Annotated in this window: 20 protein-coding genes; 10 read left to right on the top strand and 10 right to left on the bottom strand. The window is 61.2% G+C overall.

Annotated features, from left to right (window positions below; all coding sequences use genetic code 11):
- Positions 1–52 precede the first annotated feature (52 nt).
- Together rpmF and GYH29_RS05550 are read right to left on the bottom strand one after the other, a co-directional pair.
- Entirely contained in the window at positions 53–232 is a 180-nt protein-coding gene (gene rpmF, locus GYH29_RS05555; RefSeq protein WP_011136965.1) for a 50S ribosomal protein L32, read from the bottom strand.
- A gap of 46 nt (positions 233–278) precedes the next feature.
- Positions 279–782: a YceD family protein gene (locus GYH29_RS05550; RefSeq protein WP_043591833.1), complete on the bottom strand. Its 504-nt coding sequence runs from the start codon at positions 780–782 to the stop codon at positions 279–281.
- 107 nt (positions 783–889) lie between these two features.
- Here GYH29_RS05550 and GYH29_RS05545 point away from each other — a divergent pair, with 107 nt between their 5' ends.
- From GYH29_RS05545 to pncB, 3 genes are read left to right on the top strand one after another with little or no spacing between them, the layout of a single operon-like run.
- Positions 890–1,471 (top strand): Maf family protein, encoded by a 582-nt coding sequence (locus tag GYH29_RS05545; protein ID WP_043591835.1) that lies wholly within the window; start codon positions 890–892, stop codon positions 1,469–1,471.
- Positions 1,468–2,172, top strand: a complete 705-nt coding sequence (locus tag GYH29_RS05540; protein ID WP_081546160.1) for an SAM-dependent methyltransferase — start codon at positions 1,468–1,470, stop codon at positions 2,170–2,172. Before GYH29_RS05545 ends, GYH29_RS05540 begins: the two co-directional genes overlap by 4 nt.
- A 16-nt stretch (positions 2,173–2,188) precedes the next feature.
- Complete coding sequence (pncB, locus tag GYH29_RS05535) at positions 2,189–3,388, top strand: nicotinate phosphoribosyltransferase (protein WP_039756072.1); 1,200 nt, start codon at positions 2,189–2,191, stop codon at positions 3,386–3,388.
- 118 nt (positions 3,389–3,506) lie between these two features.
- Here the strand turns inward: pncB and GYH29_RS05530 are convergent, their stop codons facing one another.
- Entirely contained in the window at positions 3,507–4,397 is an 891-nt protein-coding gene (locus GYH29_RS05530; protein WP_161523335.1) for a Rossmann-like and DUF2520 domain-containing protein, read from the bottom strand.
- A gap of 130 nt (positions 4,398–4,527) precedes the next feature.
- Here GYH29_RS05530 and GYH29_RS05525 point away from each other — a divergent pair, with 130 nt between their 5' ends.
- The 3 genes from GYH29_RS05525 to GYH29_RS05515 are packed head-to-tail and all read left to right on the top strand — an operon-like array spanning position 4,528 to position 6,530.
- Entirely contained in the window at positions 4,528–5,100 is a 573-nt protein-coding gene (locus tag GYH29_RS05525) for a LemA family protein (RefSeq protein WP_161523334.1), read from the top strand.
- A gap of 1 nt (position 5,101) precedes the next feature.
- A complete protein-coding gene (locus GYH29_RS05520; RefSeq protein WP_161523333.1) occupies positions 5,102–6,031 on the top strand; it encodes a hypothetical protein in 930 nt (309 codons plus the stop codon).
- Positions 6,032–6,077: 46 nt separating this feature from the next.
- Complete coding sequence (locus GYH29_RS05515; RefSeq protein WP_019103310.1) at positions 6,078–6,530, top strand: BLUF domain-containing protein; 453 nt, start codon at positions 6,078–6,080, stop codon at positions 6,528–6,530.
- Between the two features lie 118 nt (positions 6,531–6,648).
- Here the strand turns inward: GYH29_RS05515 and GYH29_RS05510 are convergent, their stop codons facing one another.
- Complete coding sequence (locus tag GYH29_RS05510; protein ID WP_161523332.1) at positions 6,649–7,926, bottom strand: O-acetylhomoserine aminocarboxypropyltransferase/cysteine synthase family protein; 1,278 nt, start codon at positions 7,924–7,926, stop codon at positions 6,649–6,651.
- Between the two features lie 678 nt (positions 7,927–8,604).
- Here GYH29_RS05510 and GYH29_RS05505 point away from each other — a divergent pair.
- On the top strand, positions 8,605–9,708 hold the full coding sequence (locus GYH29_RS05505) for a porin (protein WP_161523331.1): 1,104 nt from the start codon (positions 8,605–8,607) through the stop codon (positions 9,706–9,708).
- 420 nt (positions 9,709–10,128) lie between these two features.
- On the opposite strand, the gene GYH29_RS05500 is transcribed toward GYH29_RS05505, so the two are convergent.
- From GYH29_RS05500 to GYH29_RS05490, 3 genes are all read right to left on the bottom strand, one after another.
- The gene (locus tag GYH29_RS05500) at positions 10,129–11,199 is read right to left on the bottom strand and encodes an ABC transporter ATP-binding protein (RefSeq protein WP_161523330.1); all 1,071 of its coding nucleotides are present in this window, start codon (positions 11,197–11,199) and stop codon (positions 10,129–10,131) included.
- Complete coding sequence (locus GYH29_RS05495) at positions 11,192–12,937, bottom strand: ABC transporter permease (protein ID WP_161523329.1); 1,746 nt, start codon at positions 12,935–12,937, stop codon at positions 11,192–11,194. The genes GYH29_RS05500 and GYH29_RS05495 overlap by 8 nt, the downstream gene beginning before the upstream one ends.
- Before the next feature lie 101 nt (positions 12,938–13,038).
- Positions 13,039–14,130 carry an ABC transporter substrate-binding protein gene (locus GYH29_RS05490; protein ID WP_019103305.1) on the bottom strand — a complete coding sequence of 364 codons (1,092 nt, stop codon included), beginning with the start codon at positions 14,128–14,130 and terminating at the stop codon, positions 13,039–13,041.
- Between the two features lie 123 nt (positions 14,131–14,253).
- Between GYH29_RS05490 and GYH29_RS05485 the strand changes: the two genes are divergently transcribed.
- Positions 14,254–14,919, top strand: coding sequence for a response regulator (locus tag GYH29_RS05485; protein WP_019103304.1), 666 nt, complete (start codon positions 14,254–14,256; stop codon positions 14,917–14,919).
- Positions 14,920–16,347 carry a sensor histidine kinase gene (locus GYH29_RS05480; RefSeq protein ID WP_161523328.1) on the top strand — a complete coding sequence of 476 codons (1,428 nt, stop codon included), beginning with the start codon at positions 14,920–14,922 and terminating at the stop codon, positions 16,345–16,347.
- Here the strand turns inward: GYH29_RS05480 and GYH29_RS05475 are convergent.
- Together GYH29_RS05475 and GYH29_RS05470 are read right to left on the bottom strand one after the other, a co-directional pair.
- The gene (locus GYH29_RS05475; protein WP_081546138.1) at positions 16,344–16,994 is read right to left on the bottom strand and encodes a TetR/AcrR family transcriptional regulator; all 651 of its coding nucleotides are present in this window, start codon (positions 16,992–16,994) and stop codon (positions 16,344–16,346) included. The two genes, GYH29_RS05480 and GYH29_RS05475, sit on opposite strands and share 4 nt — an antisense overlap.
- A gap of 648 nt (positions 16,995–17,642) precedes the next feature.
- Positions 17,643–19,226: an ABC transporter substrate-binding protein gene (locus tag GYH29_RS05470; RefSeq protein WP_161523327.1), complete on the bottom strand. Its 1,584-nt coding sequence runs from the start codon at positions 19,224–19,226 to the stop codon at positions 17,643–17,645.
- Positions 19,227–19,413: 187 nt separating this feature from the next.
- Here GYH29_RS05470 and GYH29_RS05465 point away from each other — a divergent pair, with 187 nt between their 5' ends.
- The gene (locus tag GYH29_RS05465) at positions 19,414–20,190 is read left to right on the top strand and encodes a substrate-binding periplasmic protein (protein WP_043591845.1); all 777 of its coding nucleotides are present in this window, start codon (positions 19,414–19,416) and stop codon (positions 20,188–20,190) included.
- Here the strand turns inward: GYH29_RS05465 and GYH29_RS05460 are convergent, their stop codons facing one another.
- On the bottom strand, positions 20,191–23,616 hold the full coding sequence (locus tag GYH29_RS05460) for an EAL domain-containing protein (RefSeq protein WP_161523326.1): 3,426 nt from the start codon (positions 23,614–23,616) through the stop codon (positions 20,191–20,193). It abuts the gene before it with no gap.
- Between the last annotated feature and the right edge of the window lie 51 nt (positions 23,617–23,667).

The raw sequence follows: 23,667 nt of genomic DNA, 5'->3' as shown, positions 1-23,667 counted from the left end.
AGTGCGGTAATAGTGCTGCCTAATCAGTGAGGAAAGTAGGAAAACGGGGAGATTACTCGCCCTTGGTCTTCACAACTTTGCGGCCGCGGTAAAAACCGTTCGGGCTGATGTGGTGGCGCAGGTGTGCTTCACCGGTGCTGGCTTCTACGGCCAATGCCGGGGCGGTCAGAAAATCGTGTGCACGATGCATGCCGCGCTTGGACGGGGACTTTTTGTTCTGTTGAACAGCCATGGTCGACTCCTAAGAAATTCAAGTAGATTCGGTTCGAATCCGGGTTTTACTCGGACTTGGGTCTCTTAAGCGCCGCCAGCACCGCAAACGGATTGGGCTTGTCAGCCTTGGCGAGCGAGAGAGTTTCCCTGCCGCAATCGTCGTGTTTCGGCGACAACGGCAAGCCCATAATGATTTCGTCTTCGATCAGCGCAGTCAGGTTCAGTTCCGGTTCGGCGATGATCGCGTCCAGCTCTTCGTCTTGCTCGCAAGCTTCTTCCAGCTTGTCCGGATCGGTAAACAAGGTGACCACCGAATCGGTGTCCAGGCTGTACGGCATGCTTTCCATGCAGCGCTGGCAAGTCACTTTGAGTTCCGCCGACAAATGAAGACGCAGCGACAAACGGTTCAACCGGTCGCGAAAACCGTCCAGGGCGTATTTTACTTCCCCGGAGGCGTCGGACAGGTCGCTGTGCACACGCTCATCCAGCTCGCCAACCGGCAGTTTGCCGGCTTGCGAACGCCCTTCCCGGGCGAACTTGAGCGGATCGATCAAAATCGGTTTAGACATAAACCTCGCATGGTACAATCCATTCCCCTGATTTGTCAAAAGAAACAAGGAGCCCTTCGCGCGCGCCGCCAGGCCGCCCCGGCTCCGCAACAAGCGACGTCCACATCATGCAGATCGTACTGGCCTCCACCTCCCGCTATCGCCAAGAAATCATCGCCCGTCTGGGCCTGCCCTTCCACGCCGAACCGCCGGTGTGCGACGAAACCCCGCTGCCGGGCGAAACCGCGCTGGAAACCGCGCTGAGACTGGCGCGCGCCAAGGCGCAATCGCTGGCGGAGAAGCATCCGCAAGCGCTGATTATAGGTTCCGACCAAGTGGCTTTGCTTGACGGACAGCAGATAGGCAAGCCAGGATCGTTTGAAAACGGCGTCAAGATGTTGCAATGGATGAGCGGCCGCACCGTGGTGTTCCATTCGGCGCTGGCCTTGTACAACAGCGCCGAAGGCCGCCTGCAGGAAACGGTGGGCATCACCCGCGTTACCTTGCGCGAACTGAGCGAAGCGCAAATCCGCAACTACCTGGAACGCGAACCGGACGCGCTGCACTGCGCCGGCAGCGCCAAGAGCGAAGGCCTGGGCGGCGCGCTGCTGGAACGCGTGGAATCCGACGACCCCAACGCGTTGATCGGCGTGCCCTTGTTCAAATTGATTACGATGCTGGCCAACGAAGGCGTGGAGATTTTGCGATGAGCGGCACCCTGTTTCTAATCCCCGCCCCCTTGGGCGACGAATCCATCGCCTGGCTGCCCGAAGCCGAACGCGCCAAGGTGCTGCACCTGACCCGCTTCGTGGTGGAGGCCGAAAAAACCGCGCGCAAGCATCTGAAGGCGCTGGGCGTCAGCGCGCCCATCCGCGAACTCGCCATGAGCACGCTGAACGAGCACACCCCGGCCGCCGACGTGGCCGCCTTGCTCCAGCCGCTGCTGGACGGCCACGACCTCGGCCTGATTTCCGAAGCCGGCTGCCCGGCGGTGGCCGACCCCGGCGCGCAACTGGTGGCGCTGGCGCACGAACGCGGCTTGCGAGTGGAGCCCTTGATCGGCCCCTCCTCCATCCTGCTGGCGCTGATGGCCAGCGGAGCCAACGGACAGTGCTTCGCCTTCCACGGCTATCTGCCGGTGGACGCCGCGGACAAGGCCAAAATCGTCAAGGAACTGGAGCTGCGTTCGCGCCAGCGCAACGAAACTCAAGTCTTCATCGAAACGCCGTACCGCAACAACGCCTTGCTGCAACAGTTGCGGGACACGCTGTCCCCCGCCACCCGGCTGGCAGTGGCTTGCGACCTGACTTTGCCGAGCCAGACCATCGTCAGTCGCCGGGTCAAGGACTGGCCCAAAGACGCGCCGGATCTGCACAAACGTCCGGCCATTTTCATCATTCACGCCGCCTGAGCCCGCCATGGCCAAAATTCCGCCGCTGATCCACTCCCTGCTGGATACCGATCTTTACAAGTTCACCATGCTGCAAGTGGTGCTGCACCAGTTCCCCGCCTCGCACGGCGAGTACGAGTTCAAGTGCCGCAACCGTCCAGACATGCCGCTGACCCAGCTGAAGAAGGAGTTGGAAGCGCAACTGGACTGGCTGTGCCAGTTGCACTTCACCCAGGAAGAGCTGGCCCATCTGCGCACGCTACGCTTCATCAAGAGCGATTTCGTCGATTACCTGGAGCTGTTCCACCTGCAGCGGCGCTTCATCACCGTATCCTGCCAAGACGAGGAACTGGTGATTCGCATCAAGGGCCCGCTGGTGCAAGCGATGTTCTTTGAAATCTTCGTGCTCGCCATCGTCAACGAACTGTATTTCCGCCGCCTCGATTCAGCCGAGGTCCGCGCCGAAGGCCTCCGCCGGCTGGAAGCCAAGATTGCCGTGCTGGAACGCTTCCGCGACAGCGAGGCCGAACAGCAACGCTTCCCCTTGCTGATCGCCGATTTCGGAACCCGCCGCCGCTTCAGCCGGGAATGGCAGCAGCACGTGGTGGAGCGCCTGAACAACGCGCTGCCGGACATTTTCCGCGGCACCAGCAACGTTTATCTGGCCTGGAAACTGGGCATCACCCCGATAGGCACCATGGCGCACGAGTTTTTCCAGGCCTTCCAGGCGCTGGGGGTGCGGCTGCGCGATTTCCAGAAGGCGGCATTGGAATCCTGGGTGCAGGAATATCGCGGCGACCTCGGCATCGCGCTGACCGACGTGGTGGGCATGGACGCTTTCCTGGCGGACTTCGACCTTTATTTCGCCAAGCTGTTCGACGGCCTGCGCCATGATAGCGGCGACCCCTATCAATGGGGCGAAAAGGCGATCGCACATTACCGCAAGCTACGCATCGACCCGGCCACCAAAATGCTGACCTTCAGCGACGGCCTGAGCGTGGACAGCGCGCTGGACCTGCACCGCCACTTCAGCCCCAACATACAAGTCAGCTTCGGCATCGGCACTCATTTCACCAACGACATGGGGCTTGAGCCGCTGCAAATTGTCCTCAAATTGGTCAGCTGCAACGGCCAGCCGGTGGCCAAGCTGTCCGACAGCCCGGGCAAGACCATGTGCAGCGACGAAACCTTCCTCGCCTATCTGCGCCAGGTGTTCAAGGTGGCGCTGCCAACCTGAGAGCGTACTCAAAGTCCGCTGCGCGTCGGAAGGGAAATTGTGCGATGAGCGCCGGCTTCGAAATGCTCATGTACCACGCGTACATTCCGCTTTCTCAGCCGTTTTCGCCTGTCTCGCCCTAGCTCGCGAGACCTTGAACAGGCTCGGAGCCCTCCTCGAACGCCAGCGCGCTTAGCACTTGCCGGCGCGCCGGTTCTGGCAACCCTTCGCCGGCCAGCGCGACCGTCTGTCTGCCCAAGGCTTGATAGACGGCGCGCAACTCGCCATCGTCCATCGCCTGCAAATGCAGGGCCACCGTCGACGCGTCGCCCCGCGCGATCGGCCCGGTCAAGGCCGCTTGCGGCCCTAGCGCCAGCGCGTTCTCCAAGGTCTGCCGCATCAGACCGCCCAGCAAGGGCGTAATCAATTCTTCCGGCACACCGCCCTGCCCGGCCAAGTGCCGCGCGATGGCGGTCAGCGTCACCAGATAATTGGACGCCACCGACAAGGCCGCGTGATAGGCCGGCTTGCCGCCGTTGGTTAGTTCAAACGGCCGCCCGCCTATGGCCTGCGCCAGCGCCCGCAAAGCGACGCACGCCTCGGCATCGCCCTCCAGCGCGCACAGCACGTCGGAAAACCCTTCAAGCGCGACAGCGGGATCGGCGAAGGAAAACGCCGGATGCAGGCTGCCGATATACGCGCCGCGCGCCGCCGTCGCCCGCAATAATTCGGACCCGCTAACGCCGCTGGCGTGAAACACCACAGCGCCGGACGGCACGCCGGCCGCGGCCAGCCGCTGGGCGCAATCGGCGATCGCCGCATCCGGCACCGCCAGCAGATAAAGATCGGCGGCGGCCAAATCCGCCCACTCCGTCACCGGCCGGCCCATGCCTATGAAGGCGCAGGCGGCGGCGGCGGAGCCCATATTGCGCGTCATCACGTCCTGCACGCTGTAGCGGCCGGAACGCCGCGCCAACGCCGCCAAGGTCTTGCCCAGGCGCCCCGCGCCTATGATATTGATCCGAAACACGCTTCCCCCTGAACATCTCAACCGCCTGGGCGAGACCCGACCCGGGCGCAGACAAAAAAACATCGTTGCACGATAATGCGGTGCATGGACGCCGCGCATCGGCGACGCCTGCCTCCGGGGAGATCCCACCATGAAGCTCGCCGTTTTTCTCGGCGTCATCGCCGCCGTCTTTCTCTACCTGATCACGCTATACAACGCGCTGATCAATTTGAAGCACCAGTTGACGCAAAGCTGGGCCAATATTGATGTCATCCTCAAACAGCGACACGACGAGTTGCCTAAGCTGGTGGAGGTTTGCCGGCAATACGCCCAGTTCGAACAGGAAACCCTGACACAGGTCATGGCCGCCCGCGGCGCGGTGGCCGACTCCGCCCGGGCCCGGGATCCGGAAGCCCTCGGCGCAGCGGAAGGCCGCCTGCACGGTCTGATCAGCCAGCTGTACGCGGTGGTCGAAGCCTACCCGGCGCTGCAGGCGGATCAGCAATTCTCGCAATTAAGCGCTCGTATCAGCCAACTGGAAGAAGCGCTGGCGGATCGCCGCGAACTTTACAATGAGGCGGTCAAACTCCACAACGCCCGCATCGAACAGTTCCCTGATGTGCTGCTGGCCCGATTATTTCACTTCCCGCCGGCCCGGCCGCTGCGTTTTACCGCCGCGGAAACCCGCGACGTGGACATGAAAGCGCTGTTCGCGCGCGACTGACATGCCGGCGCTCCCCTCTGTGCTGCAAGTCCTGGGGCTGACCCTGTATCTGCTGGCCGCAGCCATATCACTCCTTGGCGGAGAAGCCCGCCACGGCCTGCTGATCGCGGCCATCGTCGGGCTGATAAGCTGGCGTATGAACTACCGTCATTATCGCCAGGTGGCGGACACGCCCACCTCCAGGCTGGGCAGCGTGGCGTTGGGTCAGGTCGAATTATGCGGCCGGGCCCGCTGCCATCCCGGCGCGCCCAACTACAGCCCCTTAAGCGGCAGGCGCTGCGCCTGGTATCGCTGCTGGCGCATAGACGAGCGCCGCAAGCTGGACTGGGATAACTGGCTGGCCTGGGCCTTGCAACGCTCCAACCGAATGGCAACCAGTACCAACCCGCCGGAAATCAGCAGCGACGACAGCTTCCTGCTAGTGGACGGCGACGCGGAAGCCACCATCCTCCCCGGCGCAGCGCAAGTGGTCGCCCGCCACCGGCGCCGCTGGCACGAGGATGGCATGCTGCTGTTAGAGGAATGGATAGACGAAGACGAGGCCATCTATGTCCGCGGCCAGTTGCGACGCCTGGATTCTCGCGCCACCGCTCTGGACTTGCGCCTGGACATCGGCGCCAAACTGGCGGAATGGAAAAACGACAAGGAAGACCTGTTGCGACGCTTCGACCTGGATGGAGACGGCCAACTCAGCGGGCAGGAATGGTCACTGGCGCGCGCGGCGGCTCAACGCGAAGTCATCGCCCTGCAGCAGGAACTGGCGCGACAGCCGGCCTCCTTGCTGCTGAGTGGCGATGAGCAAAGCGGGCCGCTCATCATCACCACCTTGTCGCCGGAACAAAGCGCGCGATGGTTCCGCCGCCGCGCCTGGCTCCACGCCGCCGTGGCGTTCGCCTGCGTATTGGGCTGGCTCAAGCTGGCTCGGCTCTAAATCACTATACTGAAGCCAGAGCACTCGCCACTTGGCAGGAGCGCACATGATCCGCTTGATCTACAGCAGTGCAGCCCACCACCCGGTTTCCGCCGAAACCATGCACAACCGCATCCGCCGTTTTCGCGACTACAACCAAAGCCAGGGCATCGCAAGCGTGCTGCTGATGCTGAACGACGACTTCCTGCAAATACTGGAAGGACCGGAAGAAAACATCGACGCGCTCTATCAACGCATCGCGCGCGACCCGCTGCACCATCAACTGACCTTGCTGTCGCGCGAGGAGATCGACCACCCCATGCTGGCGAACCATCCGCTGGAGTACCTTGCCCCTTCACCGCAAGCAGACGGCAAACCGCTGTCCGCGGCCGCCATCGCCCGAGACGCCGGCTGGACCCTGCACGGCAAGGTCCAGCAAGTAATCCAAAGCTTTCTCGACGGCAAATGGCATCACCACCTGCCCAACGGCATGAATCCGCAAGTACTGCGCCGCGGCTGAGAACCTGTTCACGATCTGCTTCGCATCCGAAACGCGACACGGCGAGCACGGCGTCGAAATACTCATGCTCCCTCAGCTCATTCCTCTTTCTCAATCGTAAACAAGTTCCAACCAAGGCTTAAGACGCGGCAGCCGCCAGCGCCTGGTCGACATCGGCCAGGATGTCGTCGATGTGTTCGATGCCTATCGACAAACGCACCATTTCCGGCCGCACCCCGGCGCGCAATTGCTCGTCGGCCGACAACTGGCGATGGGTGGTGGTGGCGGGGTGGCAGGCCAGCGACTTGGCGTCGCCGATATTCACCAGCCGGGTCACCAACTGCAAAGCGTCGATAAAGCGCCCGCCTGCCGCCGCGCCGCCCCGGATGCCGAAGGACAGTACGCCGGAAGCCTTGCCGCCGAAGTAACGCCGCGCCAGCCCGTGGTTCGGGTGATCCTCCAGCCCGGCGTATTCAACCCACTCCACCGCAGGATGAGCTCGCAGATGCTCGGCCACTTGCTGCGCGTTGGCGCAGATTCGGTCCATGCGCAACGCCAGTGTCTCTATGCCTTGCAAAATCAGAAAGGCGTTGAACGGCGCCAGCGCCGCTCCCATATTGCGCAAGGGCACCACTCGCGCCCGCGCGATATAGGCAGCCGCGCCCAGCGCCTCCACATAGTTGACGCCGTGATAGCTGACGTCCGGCGTGTTCAAGCGCGCGAAGCGCTCGGCGTGCTCCGCCCAGGGAAAGCGGCCGCTGTCGACGATGGCGCCGCCTATGCTGTTGCCGTGCCCGCCCAGATACTTGGTCAGGCTGTGCACCACGATATCGGCGCCGTGCTCGAACGGCCGGCATAGATAAGGAGACGGTACCGTGTTGTCGACGATCAGGGGCAGACCATGACGATGCGCCTGCTCGGCGAAGGCGGCGAAATCGACCACATTGCCTAGCGGATTGCCGATGGACTCGCAGAACACCGCCTTGGTGCGCGCGTCCACCAACTCCGTGATCTGCTCCGGCCGGCGATAGTCGACGAAGCGCACCTCGATGCCCAGTTGCGGCAAGGTGTGGGCGAACAGATTATAAGTGCCGCCATACAAGGTGCTGGTCGCGATGATGTTGTCGCCGGCCTCGGCGATGGTTTGTATCGCATAGGCGATCGCCGCCATGCCGGAAGCCACCGCCAAGGCGCCAATCCCGCCCTCCAGCGCCGCCACCCGCTTTTCCAGCACGTCGGTGGTCGGGTTCATGATGCGGGTGTAGATATTGCCCTGCACCTTGAGATCGAACAGATCCGCGCCGTGCTGGGTGCTATCGAAAGCGTAGCTGGTGGTTTGGTACAAAGGCACCGCCACCGCCTTGGTTGTCGGATCCGGCGCGTAGCCGGCATGCACCGCCAGGGTTTCCAGTTTCATCTCGTCAGTCCTTCCTTCTATAAAGTGAGTCGCGCGGCGTCCGCCCATGCCACCCGCCCACCTTAACCGGGAACCGAAACCAACAAAAGAAGCGAAACCTAAAACCGCCAAACCAAACAATCTATGCGGAAGCGAGCACAGACAATAGCCGAGACATTGATCATCAACCAGACCAAACAAATCAAATTATGTTTTTGCAAACAAGGAGTTGCCGCTCACACACGAAATCACAGCGATGCGTAAAAACGTCGGACCTCAAGCTATTTACATAGCCAATGCTTTCTATTATGATTCAGATACGAATTCATTTTGATGTGCTTCTTGCAGCATCGTGAATTCTCTTCAAGTCACGTTGATTTTTGAGCCCGCCTTCCGCGGGCTCATTTTTTTTCACTCCACACACTGCTCTCCTCTCGTCCAAACCCCGGCATACCCGCCCGTCATCACGCTTTCCGCTTGATAGTGTTTTTTTACAACAGTGACCGCCAATGAGTGAATTTCATAATTTCCCCATTTGCTTCATTGGCTTATGCAGACATTCGCATGTAAAACCACACATACAAAGCAACAATTGGTTGTTGATTTGCAACACAGCGTTTACCGAAAAGTTGCATTTAAACAACTTAGCCAATAGCATTTGCTCACATTCCTAAACCCATATAAAAGGATGACTTGACCATGAAAAAGAGTCTGATCGCCCTGCTGGTAGCTACTCTGCCGGCTGCAGCTTTCGCTGACGTGACCATCTACGGCAAAATCAAAGGCGGCGTTGAATACGTTGACAATGGTTCCACCAAGCAAACCAACATCGACGACCTGGGTTCCCGTATCGGCTTCAAAGGCAAGGAAGACCTGGGCAACGGTCTGAAGGCTATCTGGCAAGTTGAAACCGGTTTCGCTATTGATGGCACCGGCAAAGCAAATGACGACGGCACCGCCAATAGCAGCAGCGGCACTTTCGCTAACCGCAACTCCTTCATCGGCCTGCAAAGCGATCTGGGTACCGTACGTCTGGGCAATGTATCCAACTTCTTGGACAGCGATATGGGCATCGTTGACAGCTGGGAATACAAGAACGACGCGCTGGGTCTGGGCGTGTTCACCCGTGACGGCACCCGCCTGAAGAACTCCATCCGCTACGACCTGCCGAGCATCGCAGGCTTCAGCGCAGCCCTGCAATACGGCACCAAAGAAGACAAGAGCAAAAACACCAAAGCTCGCGAAACTTCCATCGTTGGCCTAGGCTACGAAAACAGTGGCTTCTTCGGTAAGTACGCTTACATCCATGAAAGCAAAGCGCTTGTTGATAGCGTGAACGACGGCACCGGCGCACCTTTCAGCGTAAACCAAACCGCTAACGACAAGCATCGCCTGGAAGTTGGCTACAATGCCAACAACCTGCTGGTTGCCTTCGGCTACCAACAGCAAAAAGGTGGCATGGATATCGTTGGTTGGAGCAAGTATGTAACTCCGGGTTTTGTTATTCCTGCAAACTTTGACGGCAATACCAAGGTTAAAACTCGCGAATACGCTCTGACCGCTGCCTACACTCTGGGTGCTTTCACCCCGAAATTCACCTACGCTCATGGCGACAAGGTTGAAGCAGGCGGCGTGAAACTGAACGACACCGGCTACAACCAGTACGTACTGGGTGTTGACTACGCGATCTCCAAGCGCACCACCTTCGGCGCGCAATACGGTCAGATCGACGTTAAAGGCGGCGTGAAGGATGCCAACAAGGATCTGAAAGCCTTCGGCGTAAACATGATCCACGCGTTCTAATTTGTCGGTTCGACGCAAGAACCTACGAACATGAATGAGAAAAAGGCCCGCGCAAGCGGGCCTTTTTCATTGCTTCAAAAGTGCCCCTGCCGCCCACACCCCCGCGTCAGGCAAAGTAGAGACAGCCTTGGGAAAAACATAAGAAGATCAACGCGTATACAGCTGCAGCGGCGCCATTTCACCATGTGGGACAATGCTTGCTCCCACTCTTGCCCCCCCCAAAGCCTCACAAGCAAAAGCGCCGCCAAACCTTGTGGCGGAAAGAAAAGGCACACACAACACACGGGCATTCTTGACGACAGGCTCTTCGCCCCAAGTTGCAGGATGCGTGATCTGCGCCCTCCCGGCCCTCCCATGCATGCGGGCGCAAAAAAAGGGCAAGCTTGGCTTGCCCCCGATCTAAGAACTACCGAAACACCCTCAAGCCGAAGCGGCCTCGAACGCCCAGGTGTCCTCCAGCCCGAACTCCGCCCAGCACTCGCCGTTAGACCTGGCCTGCTGGCCAAAGGCGCGCAAACGCAGATCGCCGTGCTGCAACAGGTATTCCCAGCGGTCTCCCAGATACATCGATGCGATCAGGCGCGCCGGCAGGCTGTTGTCGCCGGGCTCGTCCTGCACCCGCAGCCGCTCCAGCCGGATCACCGCCTCCGCCTGCTGCCCCACCTGCAATGCCTGCCGCGCGGTGGCTTGCAGCTGCCAGCCCTCGCCCTGCAGGGTCACGCTGTCGCCGTCCCGGGCCGCCACCTTGGCCAGCAGCGTGTTGTTGGCGCCCATGAATTGCGCGGTATAAAGGGAAGCCGGCGCGGAATACAGCTCGGTGGGACTGCCGGCCTGCTCGATGCGGCCGTTCTTCAACAACAAAATCTGGTCCGACATCGCCATCGCCTCGCCCTGATCGTGAGTGACGCACAAGGCGGACAAATTCATCGACACGATCAATTCGCGCAGCCAGGCGCGCGCCTCTTCGCGCAGCTTGGCGTCCAGATTGGACAAGGGCTCGTCCAGCAGAATCACCGGCGGGTTGTAGACCAGCGCGCGGGCGATGGCCACGCGCTGCTGCTGGCCGCCGGACAGTTGATGCGGATAGCGCTCGGCCAAATGCCCGAGCCCGAGCTTGTCCAGAATCTGCCTCACTCGCGCGCCGATTTCCGCCGACGGAGTCTGACGCAGCTTCAAGCCGTAGCCGACGTTCTGCGCCACGGTGCGATGCGGCCACAAGGCGTAAGACTGGAACACCAGTCCCAGCGAGCGTTGCTCCACCGCCAGATTGCAGCCGGCGGACGCGTCGTACAAGGGGCGGCCGTCCAGCAGGATTTGGCCGGCCGACGGCTGCTCCAGCCCGGCGATGGCGCGCAGCAAGGTGGTCTTGCCGCTGCCGGAAGCGCCGAGCAGGGATACAACCTGGCCGGCGGCCAGATCAAAGGAAACGCCCTTCAAGATTGGATTCTGCTCGTAATTCAGATGCAGATCGCGCACGCTCAGCTTAGTCATGAAGTTTCACTCCCAGACGCAAGGCCAGCGCCAAGCCGGCGCCCACCATCAAGATATTGATCACAGACAGCGCCGCCACTTGGTCCACCGCGCCGGTGGCCCACAGGGACACCAGCAGGGAACCGATCACCTCGGTGCCCGGCGACAGCAAATACACCGCGGTCGAATACTCCCGCTCGAAAATCATGAAGATCAGCAGCCAGCTGGACAGCAGGCCGAAACGGATCAAGGGCAGCGTCACGTCCAGGCTGGTCCGCCGCTGGCTGGCCCCCGCGGTGCGGGCGGCCTCCTCCAGCTCCGGCCCCACCTGCAGCAAGGCGCTCTGCACTAGGCGCATGCCGTAGGCCAGCCAGACCACGGTGTAGGCCAGCCAGATCGACAGCATGCTGTTCTTGGCGCCCTGCAAGCCGGGCACGAACAGGAACACCCACAGGAAGGCCAGACCAGCCAGGATGCCCGGCACGGCGCGCGGCAACAGCACCAGATAGTCCAGCAGACGCGCGCCCCAATCGTGGCGGCGGTGGCCGGCGAACCCGACCAGGGTGTAGAAGCTCACCGCCAGCGCGCCGCCTATGATGCCGACGCCCAGGGTGTTGACGATGGCGCGGACGATGTTGTCCTCCTCGAACACCAGCGCGTAATGATCCAGCGTCAGCGTTTCCAGCAAGGACACGCCCTCGCCCCAGTGGCTGACCACGGAGCGCAGCGCGATGCCGGAAATCGGCACCACCACGGTGAGGAACAGCCACAGCAGCACGATGGCCAACGCCAGATAGCGCCACGGCCCCAGCGACAAGGGGTGCTGACGGCCGGCCTTGCCCTTGAGCGCGACGAAACGCTGGGCGCTGCGCAACAGCCGGCGCTGCAACAAGACCAGCGGAAAGGTGATCGCGATCAGACATACCGCCACCGCCGCCATCAGGTGATAGGACGGCACCCCCAGTTTATTGGTCAGCTTGTACAGATAGGTGGCCAACACCAGATGCCCTTCCGGGTCGCCCAGCACCAGCGGCAGGCCGAACACCTCGAAACCGAGGAACACCACCAGCACGCCGGCGAACAGCATCGACGGCATCACCATGGGCAAGCTGACGTCGCGCGCCACGCGGAAGGGGCTGGCGCCGGCCACGCGCGCGGCCTCTTCCACGTCCGAGCCCAGATTGCGCAAGGCCGCCGACGCGTACAGATAGACATGCGGCACATGAGTCAGCCCCGCCACTACCGCGATACTCAGCAGGGAATAGATGTTCCACGGCACCTCTTCCACGCCGAACCACTGCTTGAACCATAAAGAATAAAAACCCACCGGCCCGGCCGCCACCACATAACCGAAGGCCAGCACCATGGGGGACACGAACACCGGCGTCAGCAGCAAGGGCTCCAGCCAACGCCGCCCGGGCAAGTCTGTGCGCGCCATCACAAACGCCAGCACGCCGCCCAACGGGATGGCGATCAAGGCCATGCCGGCGGCGATCACCAGCGAGTTGCCGAGCGCGGACCAGAAATCGGGGTCGGCGAACACAAAGCGGTAAGCGGCCAGCCCCATGCTCTTGTCCGCCATGAAGAAAGGCTGATCCAGCAGGCTTTGGTAGATCACCAGCGATAGCGGGGCCAGCACCAGCAGGGCCAGCGCGCCCAAGACCAGCCAGCGGCCGGCGGCGCTCCAACCCGGCCGGCCGCCGTGCGCGGCGGCGTCGGCGGCCGCGGCGGGGGCTGTCGGATTAATGGAGGAATTCATGCTTGCTCCCAGGCCTGCGCGCAGGCCTCTGCGCCGTCCGCGCGCGGCGGACGGCTGATTGAATCATCGGAAACGCCGGCCGCGGCGGCCGGAGGGAGTCGCTACTTCTTCAGCGCCTGCTGCCAGCTGCGCATGAAGTCCAGCCGCTTGGCCTGGTCCAGATAGACCAGCAGGCCGGTGCCCACCTGAATGGGCTTGGCGCTGCCGCCCAATTGCTGGTTCAAGGCGGCAATGGAAGTCGCGCCGCTCACATCGCTGCGCAGCGAGAACAGATCCGACTGGTTAGCCAGCACGGTCTGGCCGCGCTTGGACAATAGATAGTCCAGCCACAGTCGCGCCGCGCTGGGATTGCGCGCTTTCTTGGAGATGATGGCCAGCCGGCTGACCACCTGGGTGTAGTCCTTGGGATAGACGTAGCCGATGGCCGGGTCTTTCTTCGCCTTGGCGTAAGCGTAGGAGCCGAGGATGTTGTAGCCGATCAGGTTCTCGCCCGAGGAGATCCGCTCCATCATCGCCCCGGTGGACGTTTGCAGCTTGACGCCGCTGGCGCCCAGCATACGCGCCAATTCCCAGGCGCCGTTGGCGTTGTGGCGCACGTCCTGGGTCAGGAAGTTGAAACCGACGCCGGACTTCTCCACATCGTAGGTGGTGACCTTGCCCTTGAAGCGGGCCGGGTTCGCCTTGAGGATGCGCACCAGGTCGGCGCGGGTCTGTGGGATTTCTTCCGGCTTCAGCAAGCGCTTGTTGTAGACGATGGCCACCGGCTCGTAGGTGGTGCCGTAGGCCTGCTGCTGATAATGCGCCCAGGACGGCAGATTGGCCGCCTCTGGTGAAGCATAGCTGGCGGCGTAGCCGTCATTGACGAACTTCACCTGCAGATCCATCGCCGAACTCCACACCACGTCGGCGCTGGCGCTGTTGGCCGCGTTCTCGCTGATGAAGCGGTTGTAGATCTCGGTGCTGTTCATATCGTGGTATTCCACTTTGACGCCGGGATACAAGGCCTGGAAGTCCTTGATCAGGGGCCGCGCTGCGGCGCTGTCGGTGGCCGAATACACCACCACCTTGCCTTCCTTGACGGCGGCGTCCACCAGGTTCTGGTAACTGGCGGGATAGCCGGCGGGCAATGCAGCCCAAACGGCGGCGGAACCCAGCGCACAGCACAGCGCGGACAGGCTTCTGACTCTATTCATGGTGTTGCTCCTAGGTAGATGAAGATGTTGGCGACATCTTTCGAATCGCGCAGCTCTATTGGCTTCGCTTGCCCAGCCATGATATTAGAGTAAAGCTTTCAATCCGCTTTCAGTGACTCAACCATGCGCCTGCTCTTGGTGGAAGACAATCCGGCCTTGTCCGAATCGCTGGCCCAGGCCTTGCGACAGGCCGGTTTCGCGGTGGACTGTATGCTCAACGGCAGCGACGCCGATCATGTGCTCCGCACGCAAGACTACGCGCTGGCCATCCTTGACTTGGACCTGCCCAAACTCAACGGCTGGGAAGTCCTGCGCCGGCTGCGCGGCCGCAAGCAAACGCTGCCGGTGCTGATACTGACCGCGCACGGCTCGGTGGAAGAGCGGGTGCGCGGCCTGGACCTGGGCGCCGACGACTATCTGGCCAAGCCCTTCGATCTCAACGAACTGGAAGCTCGGGTGCGCGCGCTGATCCGCCGCAGCCACGGCCGAGAGAGCCCTCTGCTGGAATTAGGCCCCCTCAGCTACGACAGCGTCGGACGCCAGTTTCAACTGAGCGGCGACGCGCTGCACCTGACCCCGCGCGAGCACGCGGTGCTGGAAGTGCTGATGCTGCAAGGCGGCAAGGCTATCGGCAAGAGCCAGCTATCGGAAAAGATTTTCGGCCTGGATGAAACCGGCAGCGCCGAAGCCATCGAAATCTATGTGCACCGCCTGCGCAAGAAACTGGCCGGCCAGCCGGTTTCCATCGTGACCCTGCGCGGGCTGGGCTATCTGTTGACCACTCCGTAAATGCGAACCGCCCTCTCCCGTTTCAAACCCGCCAGCTTGCGCAAGCAATTGCTGCTCGGGCTGTCCGCTCCACTGCTGCTGATGCTGGCGCTGGACGGCTGGATGACTTACAACCGCGCCTTGCAGGCGGCCAATACCGCCTTCGACCGCATGTTGCTCAGCTCCGGCCGCGCCATCGCCGACGGCGTCGCCGCCCATGACGGCGCCGTCAGCGTGGACATCCCCTATTTCGCCCTGCAGATGTTCGAGTCCAACGCTTCCGGCAAGGTGTTCTATCGCGTCAGCCGCGCGGACGGCGCGCTGCTCACCGGCTACGACGATTTACCGCTGCCGCCGCCGCGCCGGCGCGAGGGCATCCGCTACCAGCCCGATTACATGGACATCCCCTATCACGGCGAAATGCTGCGCCTGCTGACCTTGCGGCTATCGGTGCGCGACATGAGCACGCTGCGCAGCCAGGACGTGTGGATACAGGTGGCGGAAACGCCTGAATCGCGAGAGCAACTGGCACGTACCTTGCTCATCGGATCCCTAGCGCAGGAAACGCTGCTCGGCATCCTCATGCTTGCCATCGTGCTGCTGGCGGTTGGCCATAGCCTGCGCCCTTTGCGTCGTCTGTCCCGTAATGTGGTGGCGCGCAAGGAAACCGATCTCAGCCCCCTGCCCAGCCGCGAGTTGCCCACCGAGTTGACGCCCTTGGTGGAGGCGCTGAACCAGCAAGGCGTGCGCTGGCATAAATTGCAGGCGGCGCGCCGCCGCTTCATCGACGACGCCGCCCATCAGCTGAAAACGCCGCTGGCGGTGATGCGGACGCAAGCGGAGCTGGCGCGTCGCCAAGCGCTCGAGCCCTCATTGCGCCAGCTATTGGACAAACTGCTCGCCTCTCTGGACAGCGCCAGCCACGGCGTGCACCAGCTATTGCAACTGGCGCGAGTGGAGCCGGACAACGGCCAAGCCATCGAACTGCACGACATGGACCTGGCAGCCTGGGTCAGGGAGTGGGCTCTGGAGCAAGCGCCCTGGGCGCACGGCCAAGGCGCGGATCTGGGTTACGAAGGGGAGGATACGGTGCGGATACGCGGCAACGCCGGTCTGCTGCGGGAATTGCTGGCCAACCTACTGGACAACGCCATCCGCTACCACCCCAGGGACCGGGACGCGCAAATCACGATCGCGGCCGGCGCGTTGCCGACGCCGTGGCTGCGTGTCGACGACAACGGCCACGGCATCGCAGAAACGGAACAAGACAAGGTATGGCTGCGTTTTTATCGCATCGCCGGCGCAGCCAGTAGCGGCAGCGGCCTGGGCTTGGCCATTGTCAGGGAGATCGCCCACCGGCACGGAGCGGCGGTGGAGTTAAGCCGCAACGCCGGGGGCGGGCTCTGCGTCAAACTGCAGTTCCCCCCGGCTGGCAACGAAGCGGTTTAGAACGGGAGCTGGTACAACGGGTTACGGCTATCGGCGCCTTCCGCGCGGATGCGCTCCAGTTCGGTGCGCAAGGCGGTCAGCAACCATTGTTCGCGCATTTTGTCCCCTTCCGGATGCTCGTTCAGCATTCGGTACAAAGCCATGCCGTGGAAGGTAGTCATCATGGTCAGTAAAGTGGCGAAGAAGCCGGTAGAGATCGCGTAACGCGGAAACAGCGACGCCATCATCGCGACGAATCGATCGCGGAAGTAATTGCTGGAGCTGGCCAGGAAAATTTCCCGCAGGTCGGCGGTGGTTCGCGCCGCCATCAGCAGTTCCATCAACACGATGTGGCGCGGCGACAGCACCAAGGCCTTCATCAGCGCGACGATTCTCTCCTCTTCCGGCATCGTCCCCGGCATTTCCGCCGCCAGCTTGAGGCCGGCCTCGAAAATATCGTCGACCACCTTGCGCCCCACCGGCAGCATCAGTTCGTTCTTGGTGGCGAAATGGCGGAATAAGGCCCCCTGGGAGACGCCGGCCCGGCTGCAGATCAACTGCACGCTGGTACCGTGATAGCCAAACTCCAGCAGACACTCGATGGCCGCTTCCACCAGTTTCCCTATGGTGGACTCCCTACGACTTTGTTGTGTTCGTCTAGTTTGCATTATATTCTTATGTCATGTTTATCCCAACCAAGGTTTGATGATACGCGAAACTTTTGCCATAAGCGAGGGTGAGCGCACGCTAAATAGGCCAGTGAGTAGTTTCAACTAGAGACGACGGGGAAAATGATGTTCTTTTTAAGATTACTTCCCAATAACACTTAAAAAGAGAGCGCAAAAATTAGAATAATTATTATTAAATTGCGTAGTCCTGATGATTTGGAACATTTTGCATGGCAGGCTGTCTTCCCTGCCGTATCCACGGGGGCCTGGCTGCCGGCGTGGCATCCGCGCAACGCGGTAAAATAGCGGCAAGATCGCCGCGGATATGGGAAAAACACTGCCACTGCCAAGACAATGGCTCTCACCGGCCTTTGGCTGCTCAGTCCTCTATCCACTCGTTCTCAGAGTACTAGGCTTCTTCCCAAGATAACAAGCACGCACTCAAGCAATGTCATCTTTAGGAAGCAGACAGTTTCTAATCGAAAAAATAAATACGCCAAAACAACATTTCAACAAAAATACGATGCTCAATTACTTGATACTGGAAAATATTCACTTATATGTTCACATCCGAACATTACTCGGAGTCTAGCCCCCCCGTGCTGACAAAACCTGACGGACCAGCCTCAAACAGCCAGTCCACCGGGCTCAATTCAACTGCGCTCGCCCAAAGTCCACACGTCCAAACGGGCTAACCGCATAGCCGCTCAAACTCTTGCTTGCCAATGCGTAAGCGGTGGGGTGCGCCAACGGCAGCCACAAGGCTTGTTCCTGGATCAACTTTTGCGCCGCCAGATACAGTTTGGCGCGCTGCGCGAAGTCGCTGCTCTTCTTGCCATCGCTGATGAACTTGTCCAGCTTGACGTCGCAGAAACGCGCGAAATTGGTGCCGGACTGCACCGCCGAGCAGGAGAATTGCGGTGTCAGAAAATTGTCCGGGTCGCCATTATCACCAGCCCACCCCATGAACAATAGCTCATGCTCTCCGGCTTTGGCGCGCTTGATCAGCTCCCCCCACTCGATCACCTTGATCTGCACCTTAACGCCGATCTTGGCCAGATCCGACTGCAACAGTTCGGCGCCGGCCTTGGGATTGGGGTTCAGCGTGCTGCCGCTGGGCCGCACCCATACCGTGGTTTCGAAACCGTCTGGATAGCCTGCCTGGGCCAGCAGCTTCTTGGCTCGCGCCGTATCGTAGGGATAGGGCTTCACGCCCTTGTTATAACTCCACGTATTGGGCGGATAAGGCAGGTCCGCCGCGGTGGCGGTGTTGTCGAATACCGTTTTCAGGTAGCTGCTCTTATCGAAAGCCAGGTTGAGCGCCTGCCGCACCAAGGGGTTGTTCAGCGGCTTTTTCTGGCTGTTGAAGGCGATGAAGGCCGTCATGAAAGCAGGGGTCTGCAACACCTGCAGCTTGGAATCGACCTTGGCCGCCAACACATCCTGCGGCTTGGGTGACAAGGCTAGCTGGCACTCTCCCGCCTTCAATTTCTGCGCCCGCACCGCCGAATCAGGAGTGATAGCGTAGATCAACGCGCCGACCTTGGGTTTGGCGCCCCAATAGGCGAGGTTTGGCGCGTAGCGCACCACCGCGTCCTTCTGGAAGCTACGGAAGACAAAAGGGCCGGTACCGATGGGCTTGGCGTTCAAGTCCGCCTGACGACCGGCCGCCAGCAACTGCCCGGCGTATTCAGCCGAGTAGATCGACGCGAAACCCATCGTCAGGCTGGACAGAAAGGTGGCTTCCGGATAGTTCAGCTCGAAACGCACGGTATTGGCATCGACCTTCTGCACGGCCTTGATCAGCTTGGGAAACTGCATCGACTGCGCGTGCGGATAACCGTTCGGCGCGCTCTTGTACCAAGGGTGCGCGGGGTTGAGCATGCGTTCGAAGGTGAACACTACGTCGTCGGCCGTCAGCTTGCGGCCAGGCTTGAAATAATCGGTGGCGTGAAACGCGACATTGGGACGCAGCTTGAAGGTATAGCTGAGGCCGTCCTCGCTGACCTGCCAGCTTGCGGCCAGCCCCGGGGTCACTTTGCGAGTAGCCGGATCGTATTCGACCAAGCGGTTCATCAGCACGTCCGCCGACGCATTGGTGGTGACGAGGGAGTTGTACTGCATCACGTCGAAACCTTCCGGATTGGCGTCCGTGCACACGGTCAACGGGCGCGCGGCCAGTGCCAGGGTCGGCGCCAGGGCCAAAGCCAACATCGTCAATTGCTTGTTCATCGGCATTTCCTTATCAAACTGCATGGCATCTTCGGTATCAGAAACGAAGGTTAAGCGAATAAGCGCAAAAAACAAACCATCGATTATGCATATTCATATTCGCACCGCGGGCAAGGCCGAAATTTGAGCCCTGAGCAAATTGCCGCTACAGTCAAAGCGAACAGCCAGAATACAAAGCGCCATCGACATGACCCGCCGCCACTGCCTGCTTGCTCTGCTTTTGACCTGCCTTGCCGCCACGCAACCGCGGGCCGCGCCAAACCCCACGCTGGACATCCTCACTGAGGATGATCCGCCTCTGACGTTTGAGCAAGACGGCAAGGCCTCCGGCCTAGTGGTGGAGGTGGTTCAAGGCATACAGCGCCGCGTCGGCAACCACGACCCCATCTCCGTTGTGCCTTGGGCGCGCGGCTACCGCCAAGCTCAACAGCAGCCGAACACCGTGCTGTTCAACACCAACCGCACCCCAGAACGGGAACGCATGTTCAAGTGGGTGGGCCCGGTTACCGAAACCCTGGGCTGCCTGTTCGTGCGGCGGGACAGCCCGATCAAGCTGCAGACGCTGGACGACGCCCGCAAACTGCCGCAGATCATGGTGGTTCGGGACTGGTATCTGCAACAGCTGCTAAGCGCGCAGAACTTCTCCAATCTGGCCACCGTGGCCACGCCGGACCAGTTGCTGAACATGTTGATGCGCAAGCGCGCCGACGTCATCGTTAGCGAAAACACCACCCTGCCCCACCAGCTGCGGCAACAGGGCTTCGACCCGTCCCAGGTGCGCAAGGCGCTGACCTTCTCCCACACTTACGGCTACATCGCCTTTTCCCGTCAGACGCCGGACGCGGTGATCAAGGCTTGGCAGCAGGCGCTGGATGAGATGAAGCGCGACGGCAGCTTCGCCGCGCTGTACCGGCACTGGCTGCCCGGCGAGGCGGTACCCGGCATTAACCCGCCTGCCCCCTGATCACTCGAAGCGGCTGCGCCACCAGGCCACCAGCTCCTCGGCCGGCAAAGATCGCGAATAGAGATAACCCTGACCGCTATGGCAGCCGCGCGCCAACAGCAAGGCGTGCTGGGACTCGGTTTCCACCCCTTCGGCCAGCACTTGCAGACCCAGGCTTTCCGCCATCGACACGATGGCCGCCACCATCGCCAGGTCGCGCTCGTCGCTATCCAGCCGGATGATGAAGCTGCGGTCTATCTTCAATTCATCAATGGGCAGCCGCTTGAGGTAGGACAATGAGGAAAAGCCGGTCCCGAAGTCATCCACGCTGACGTGAAAGCCCATGCGCTTGAGCATAGGCAGCGCCTTCATTGCGCTATCCGCGTCCATCAAGGTGCCCTCGGTGATCTCCAAGCACAGTTGCTCTGGCGGCGCCCCGCTTTCTTCTGCGATCACGCGCAAGCGCGACACGGCGTCCGGCAAACCGAAGAAGCGCGCCGACAGATTGACGCTGACTCGCCAGGGCGGCAGCCCCTGCCCTCGCCAGGCCACGACCTGCTTGCAGACATTACGGAACACGTATTCGTCGATATCGATGATCAAGCCTGTTTTTTCAGCGATGGCGATGAACTCGGCCGGCGATTGCCTGCGCCCATCCAACTCCCAGCGCAACAAGGCCTCCACCCCCAGCATGTCCTGGCTGCGCAACGTCAGTTGCGGCTGGTACTCAAGCCTCAGTTCCTGCCGCTGCAGAGCCTGGCGCAGACCGGTTTCAATCTGCAGGCGCTGACGCACGCCGTCGGCCATATCCTCGGAGAAGAAACAATAGCCGTTCTTGCCCGCGTACTTGGCGCGGTACATCGCCATATCGGCGTCGCGCATCAAACCCTCCGGCGTGTCGGCGTCGCAGGGGCAGCAGCTAACCCCGATGCTGGCGGACAAAAAATAACGGTGATCTCCGTCCTGGCACGGCGTCGCCAGCGCCGCCAGCATCTGTTCGGCCAAGTGCTCGGCGTCGCCGTCCGCGGCGTTTTCGGCCAAAGCCACAAACTCGTCGCCTCCGATGCGAAACAAAAGATCATGCCCGCGCACGCAAGCGCGCAGCCGTTCTGCCACGATACGCAATAGGCGGTCTCCCACCTCATGTCCCAAGTTATCGTTGATAAGGCGAAAATCGTCCAAATCCACCAACAGCAGATACAAGCGCCGCCCCGAACGCTGATGATTCCTCAAGCTCCATTGCAGCCGCTCATTCAACTGCACACGGTTGGGCAGCTGAGTCAGACTGTCATGCTTGGCGAGAAACTCGATATCTAGCTGCGAACGCTTCAAGGTGGATACGTCTCGGGCAAAACCCATGGCGCGCCGCGGCCGTCCCTGCTCGTCTCGCCACAGGCTTGCGCTCACCTGCATCCATACCTGCCCCTGCTCCGGCGTGGCGATGCGAAACTGACATTCGTGCAGACTCTCTCCAGCCTCCGCCGGCAAAGCCAGCCACCGCCGGCGCAGCTCATCCAGATCCTCCGCATGGATTTGCCCCAGCAAAGCGTCCAGGCTGTCATGGCGATAATCCTCGGCCCGCCCGAAAATGCGCCCCACCGGCCCCTCCTCATGCAAGACGTCGTCGACCAGATCCACCTCCCAGGCAATCTGCTCCGCCGCGTACAACGCTTGCTTCAGGCGCATCGCCGAGCGGCGCCGCTCTCCAATCAATCGCCCCACCCGCGCCAGCAACTCCGCCACGGAAAACGGCTTGAACAAAAACTCCTGCACGCTGTTCTGCAGCATCCGCAGCCGCAGCGAGTCGTCGGCCCTCGCTGACAGCATCACCACTGGAATGTCCTCGGTCTGTCGATTGCCGCGCAGCGCCGACACCAGCTCTTCGCCGCCCATGCCCGGCATCATCAGATCGCTAATAATCAAGTCCGGCTGCTCGCTCAAGGCCAATTGCAAACCGCGGCCGCCCTCCGGCGCCGTCATGACTCGATAATGTTTGCCCAGCGCGCCGGCGATGAAGGCGCTCATATCGCGGTTGTCCTCCACCAACAGCACCAGCGCTTGGCCGTTTTTGTCCGGCAAGGCCGCGGTCTCGCCCAGTTGCGGCGCGGGCAAAGGCACCGCGCCGCCGGCCAGCAGATCGTCCAGCCGCAAGTATTCCGACACCACCGGCGTCCCCGCCGGCGCCTCCAAGGGCAGGCTCAGTTGGAACAAGGCGCCGCCGCCCTCCGCCGCGGACAAACACACTTCGCCATGGTGCAGTTCGATAAACTCCTTGACGATGGCCAGGCCCAGCCCGGTACCGCCATGGCGACCGTAATCGCCGTCCTCCACTTGCACGAAGCGCTCAAAAACCTTGTCGCGCATCTCGGCCGGCACCCCCGGCCCATTGTCACGCACCCGAATGTCGGCTTGCCGCCCTCGCAGTTCCAGCGCGATCTGAATATGACCGCCGTCCGGCGTAAATTTGAAGGCATTGGACAGCAGGTTCAACAAAACCCGCTGCAACTTGATCGCATCGACCTGAGCCGGGGCCGTTGTCGGTGCGGCCACTTGGTAATCGATGCGTCTGTCGCTGGCCAGAGAAGCAAAATAAGAGGCGACATGGCGCACCAACTCGGCCAGATCCAGCTGCACATAACGCAGCTTCAGCTCCCCCGCGTCCAGCTTGGCCACGTCCAGCAAATCGTTCACCTGCTGCAACAACATGCGCGCCTGCCTCTGGATCAAGGATAGATTGGGCGCCTCCCCCGGCTCGGCTTGCCCGGACAGGAAGCGTTCGACCTGCCCCAGAATCAGCGTCAGCGGGGTGCGCAGTTCATGACTGACATTGGCGAAAAATCGCGTCTTCATCTGGTCCAGCTCCCGCATTTGCTGATTCAAGCGGGCCAGTTCGCTATTCGATTCCTTCAAGTCGGTGTTGGCGCGAGCGATCAGCGCGTGCTGATTCACCATTTCGGCTTCTAAGACCGCCGCATTATTCTTCAACCATTCGACGGAAAAATCCCTCACCGCGCTCTCGCCGCGCAAGCGCACAAACTCGCTGACATCCTGAACGCTGTGGATGATGCAGCTGACGCTGCCGTCGGCGCGCTTCACCGGCCAATTTGTCGGGCTCCAGTAGCGCTCCTCGAAGCTCCCGTCCGGTCGGGGAATATCGTATTTCTGCATCGCCATGCTGTCCTCAACCCCGGTGGACAGCACACGCTGCAAAGAAATGCGCAGATTGCGCGAGCCCTCGCCTTCCGGGTCGTCGGGATTGACCGGAAAGATATCGAACAGATTGCGCCCCAGGATGGACTCGCGCCGGGTCAGCGTCGTCTGCAGATAAATATCGCTGGCGGCGACGACATTGAAATCGGTGTCCAGCACCAAGTACAGCCCTGGCGACCGTTCGAACAACAGCTGAAAATCCGGCGCGGCAACCGCAGCCGGCACGCTCAACGCCAACGCAGCCTCCTAATTGATAGGGTTTACATACCAACGGCAAGCAGCCTGCCG

This window comes from Chromobacterium haemolyticum, from assembly GCF_009936155.1.
In the GTDB taxonomy this organism is placed as follows: Bacteria; Pseudomonadota; Gammaproteobacteria; order Burkholderiales; family Chromobacteriaceae; genus Chromobacterium; species Chromobacterium haemolyticum.
This window is presented reverse-complemented; position numbering and strand designations above follow the sequence as displayed.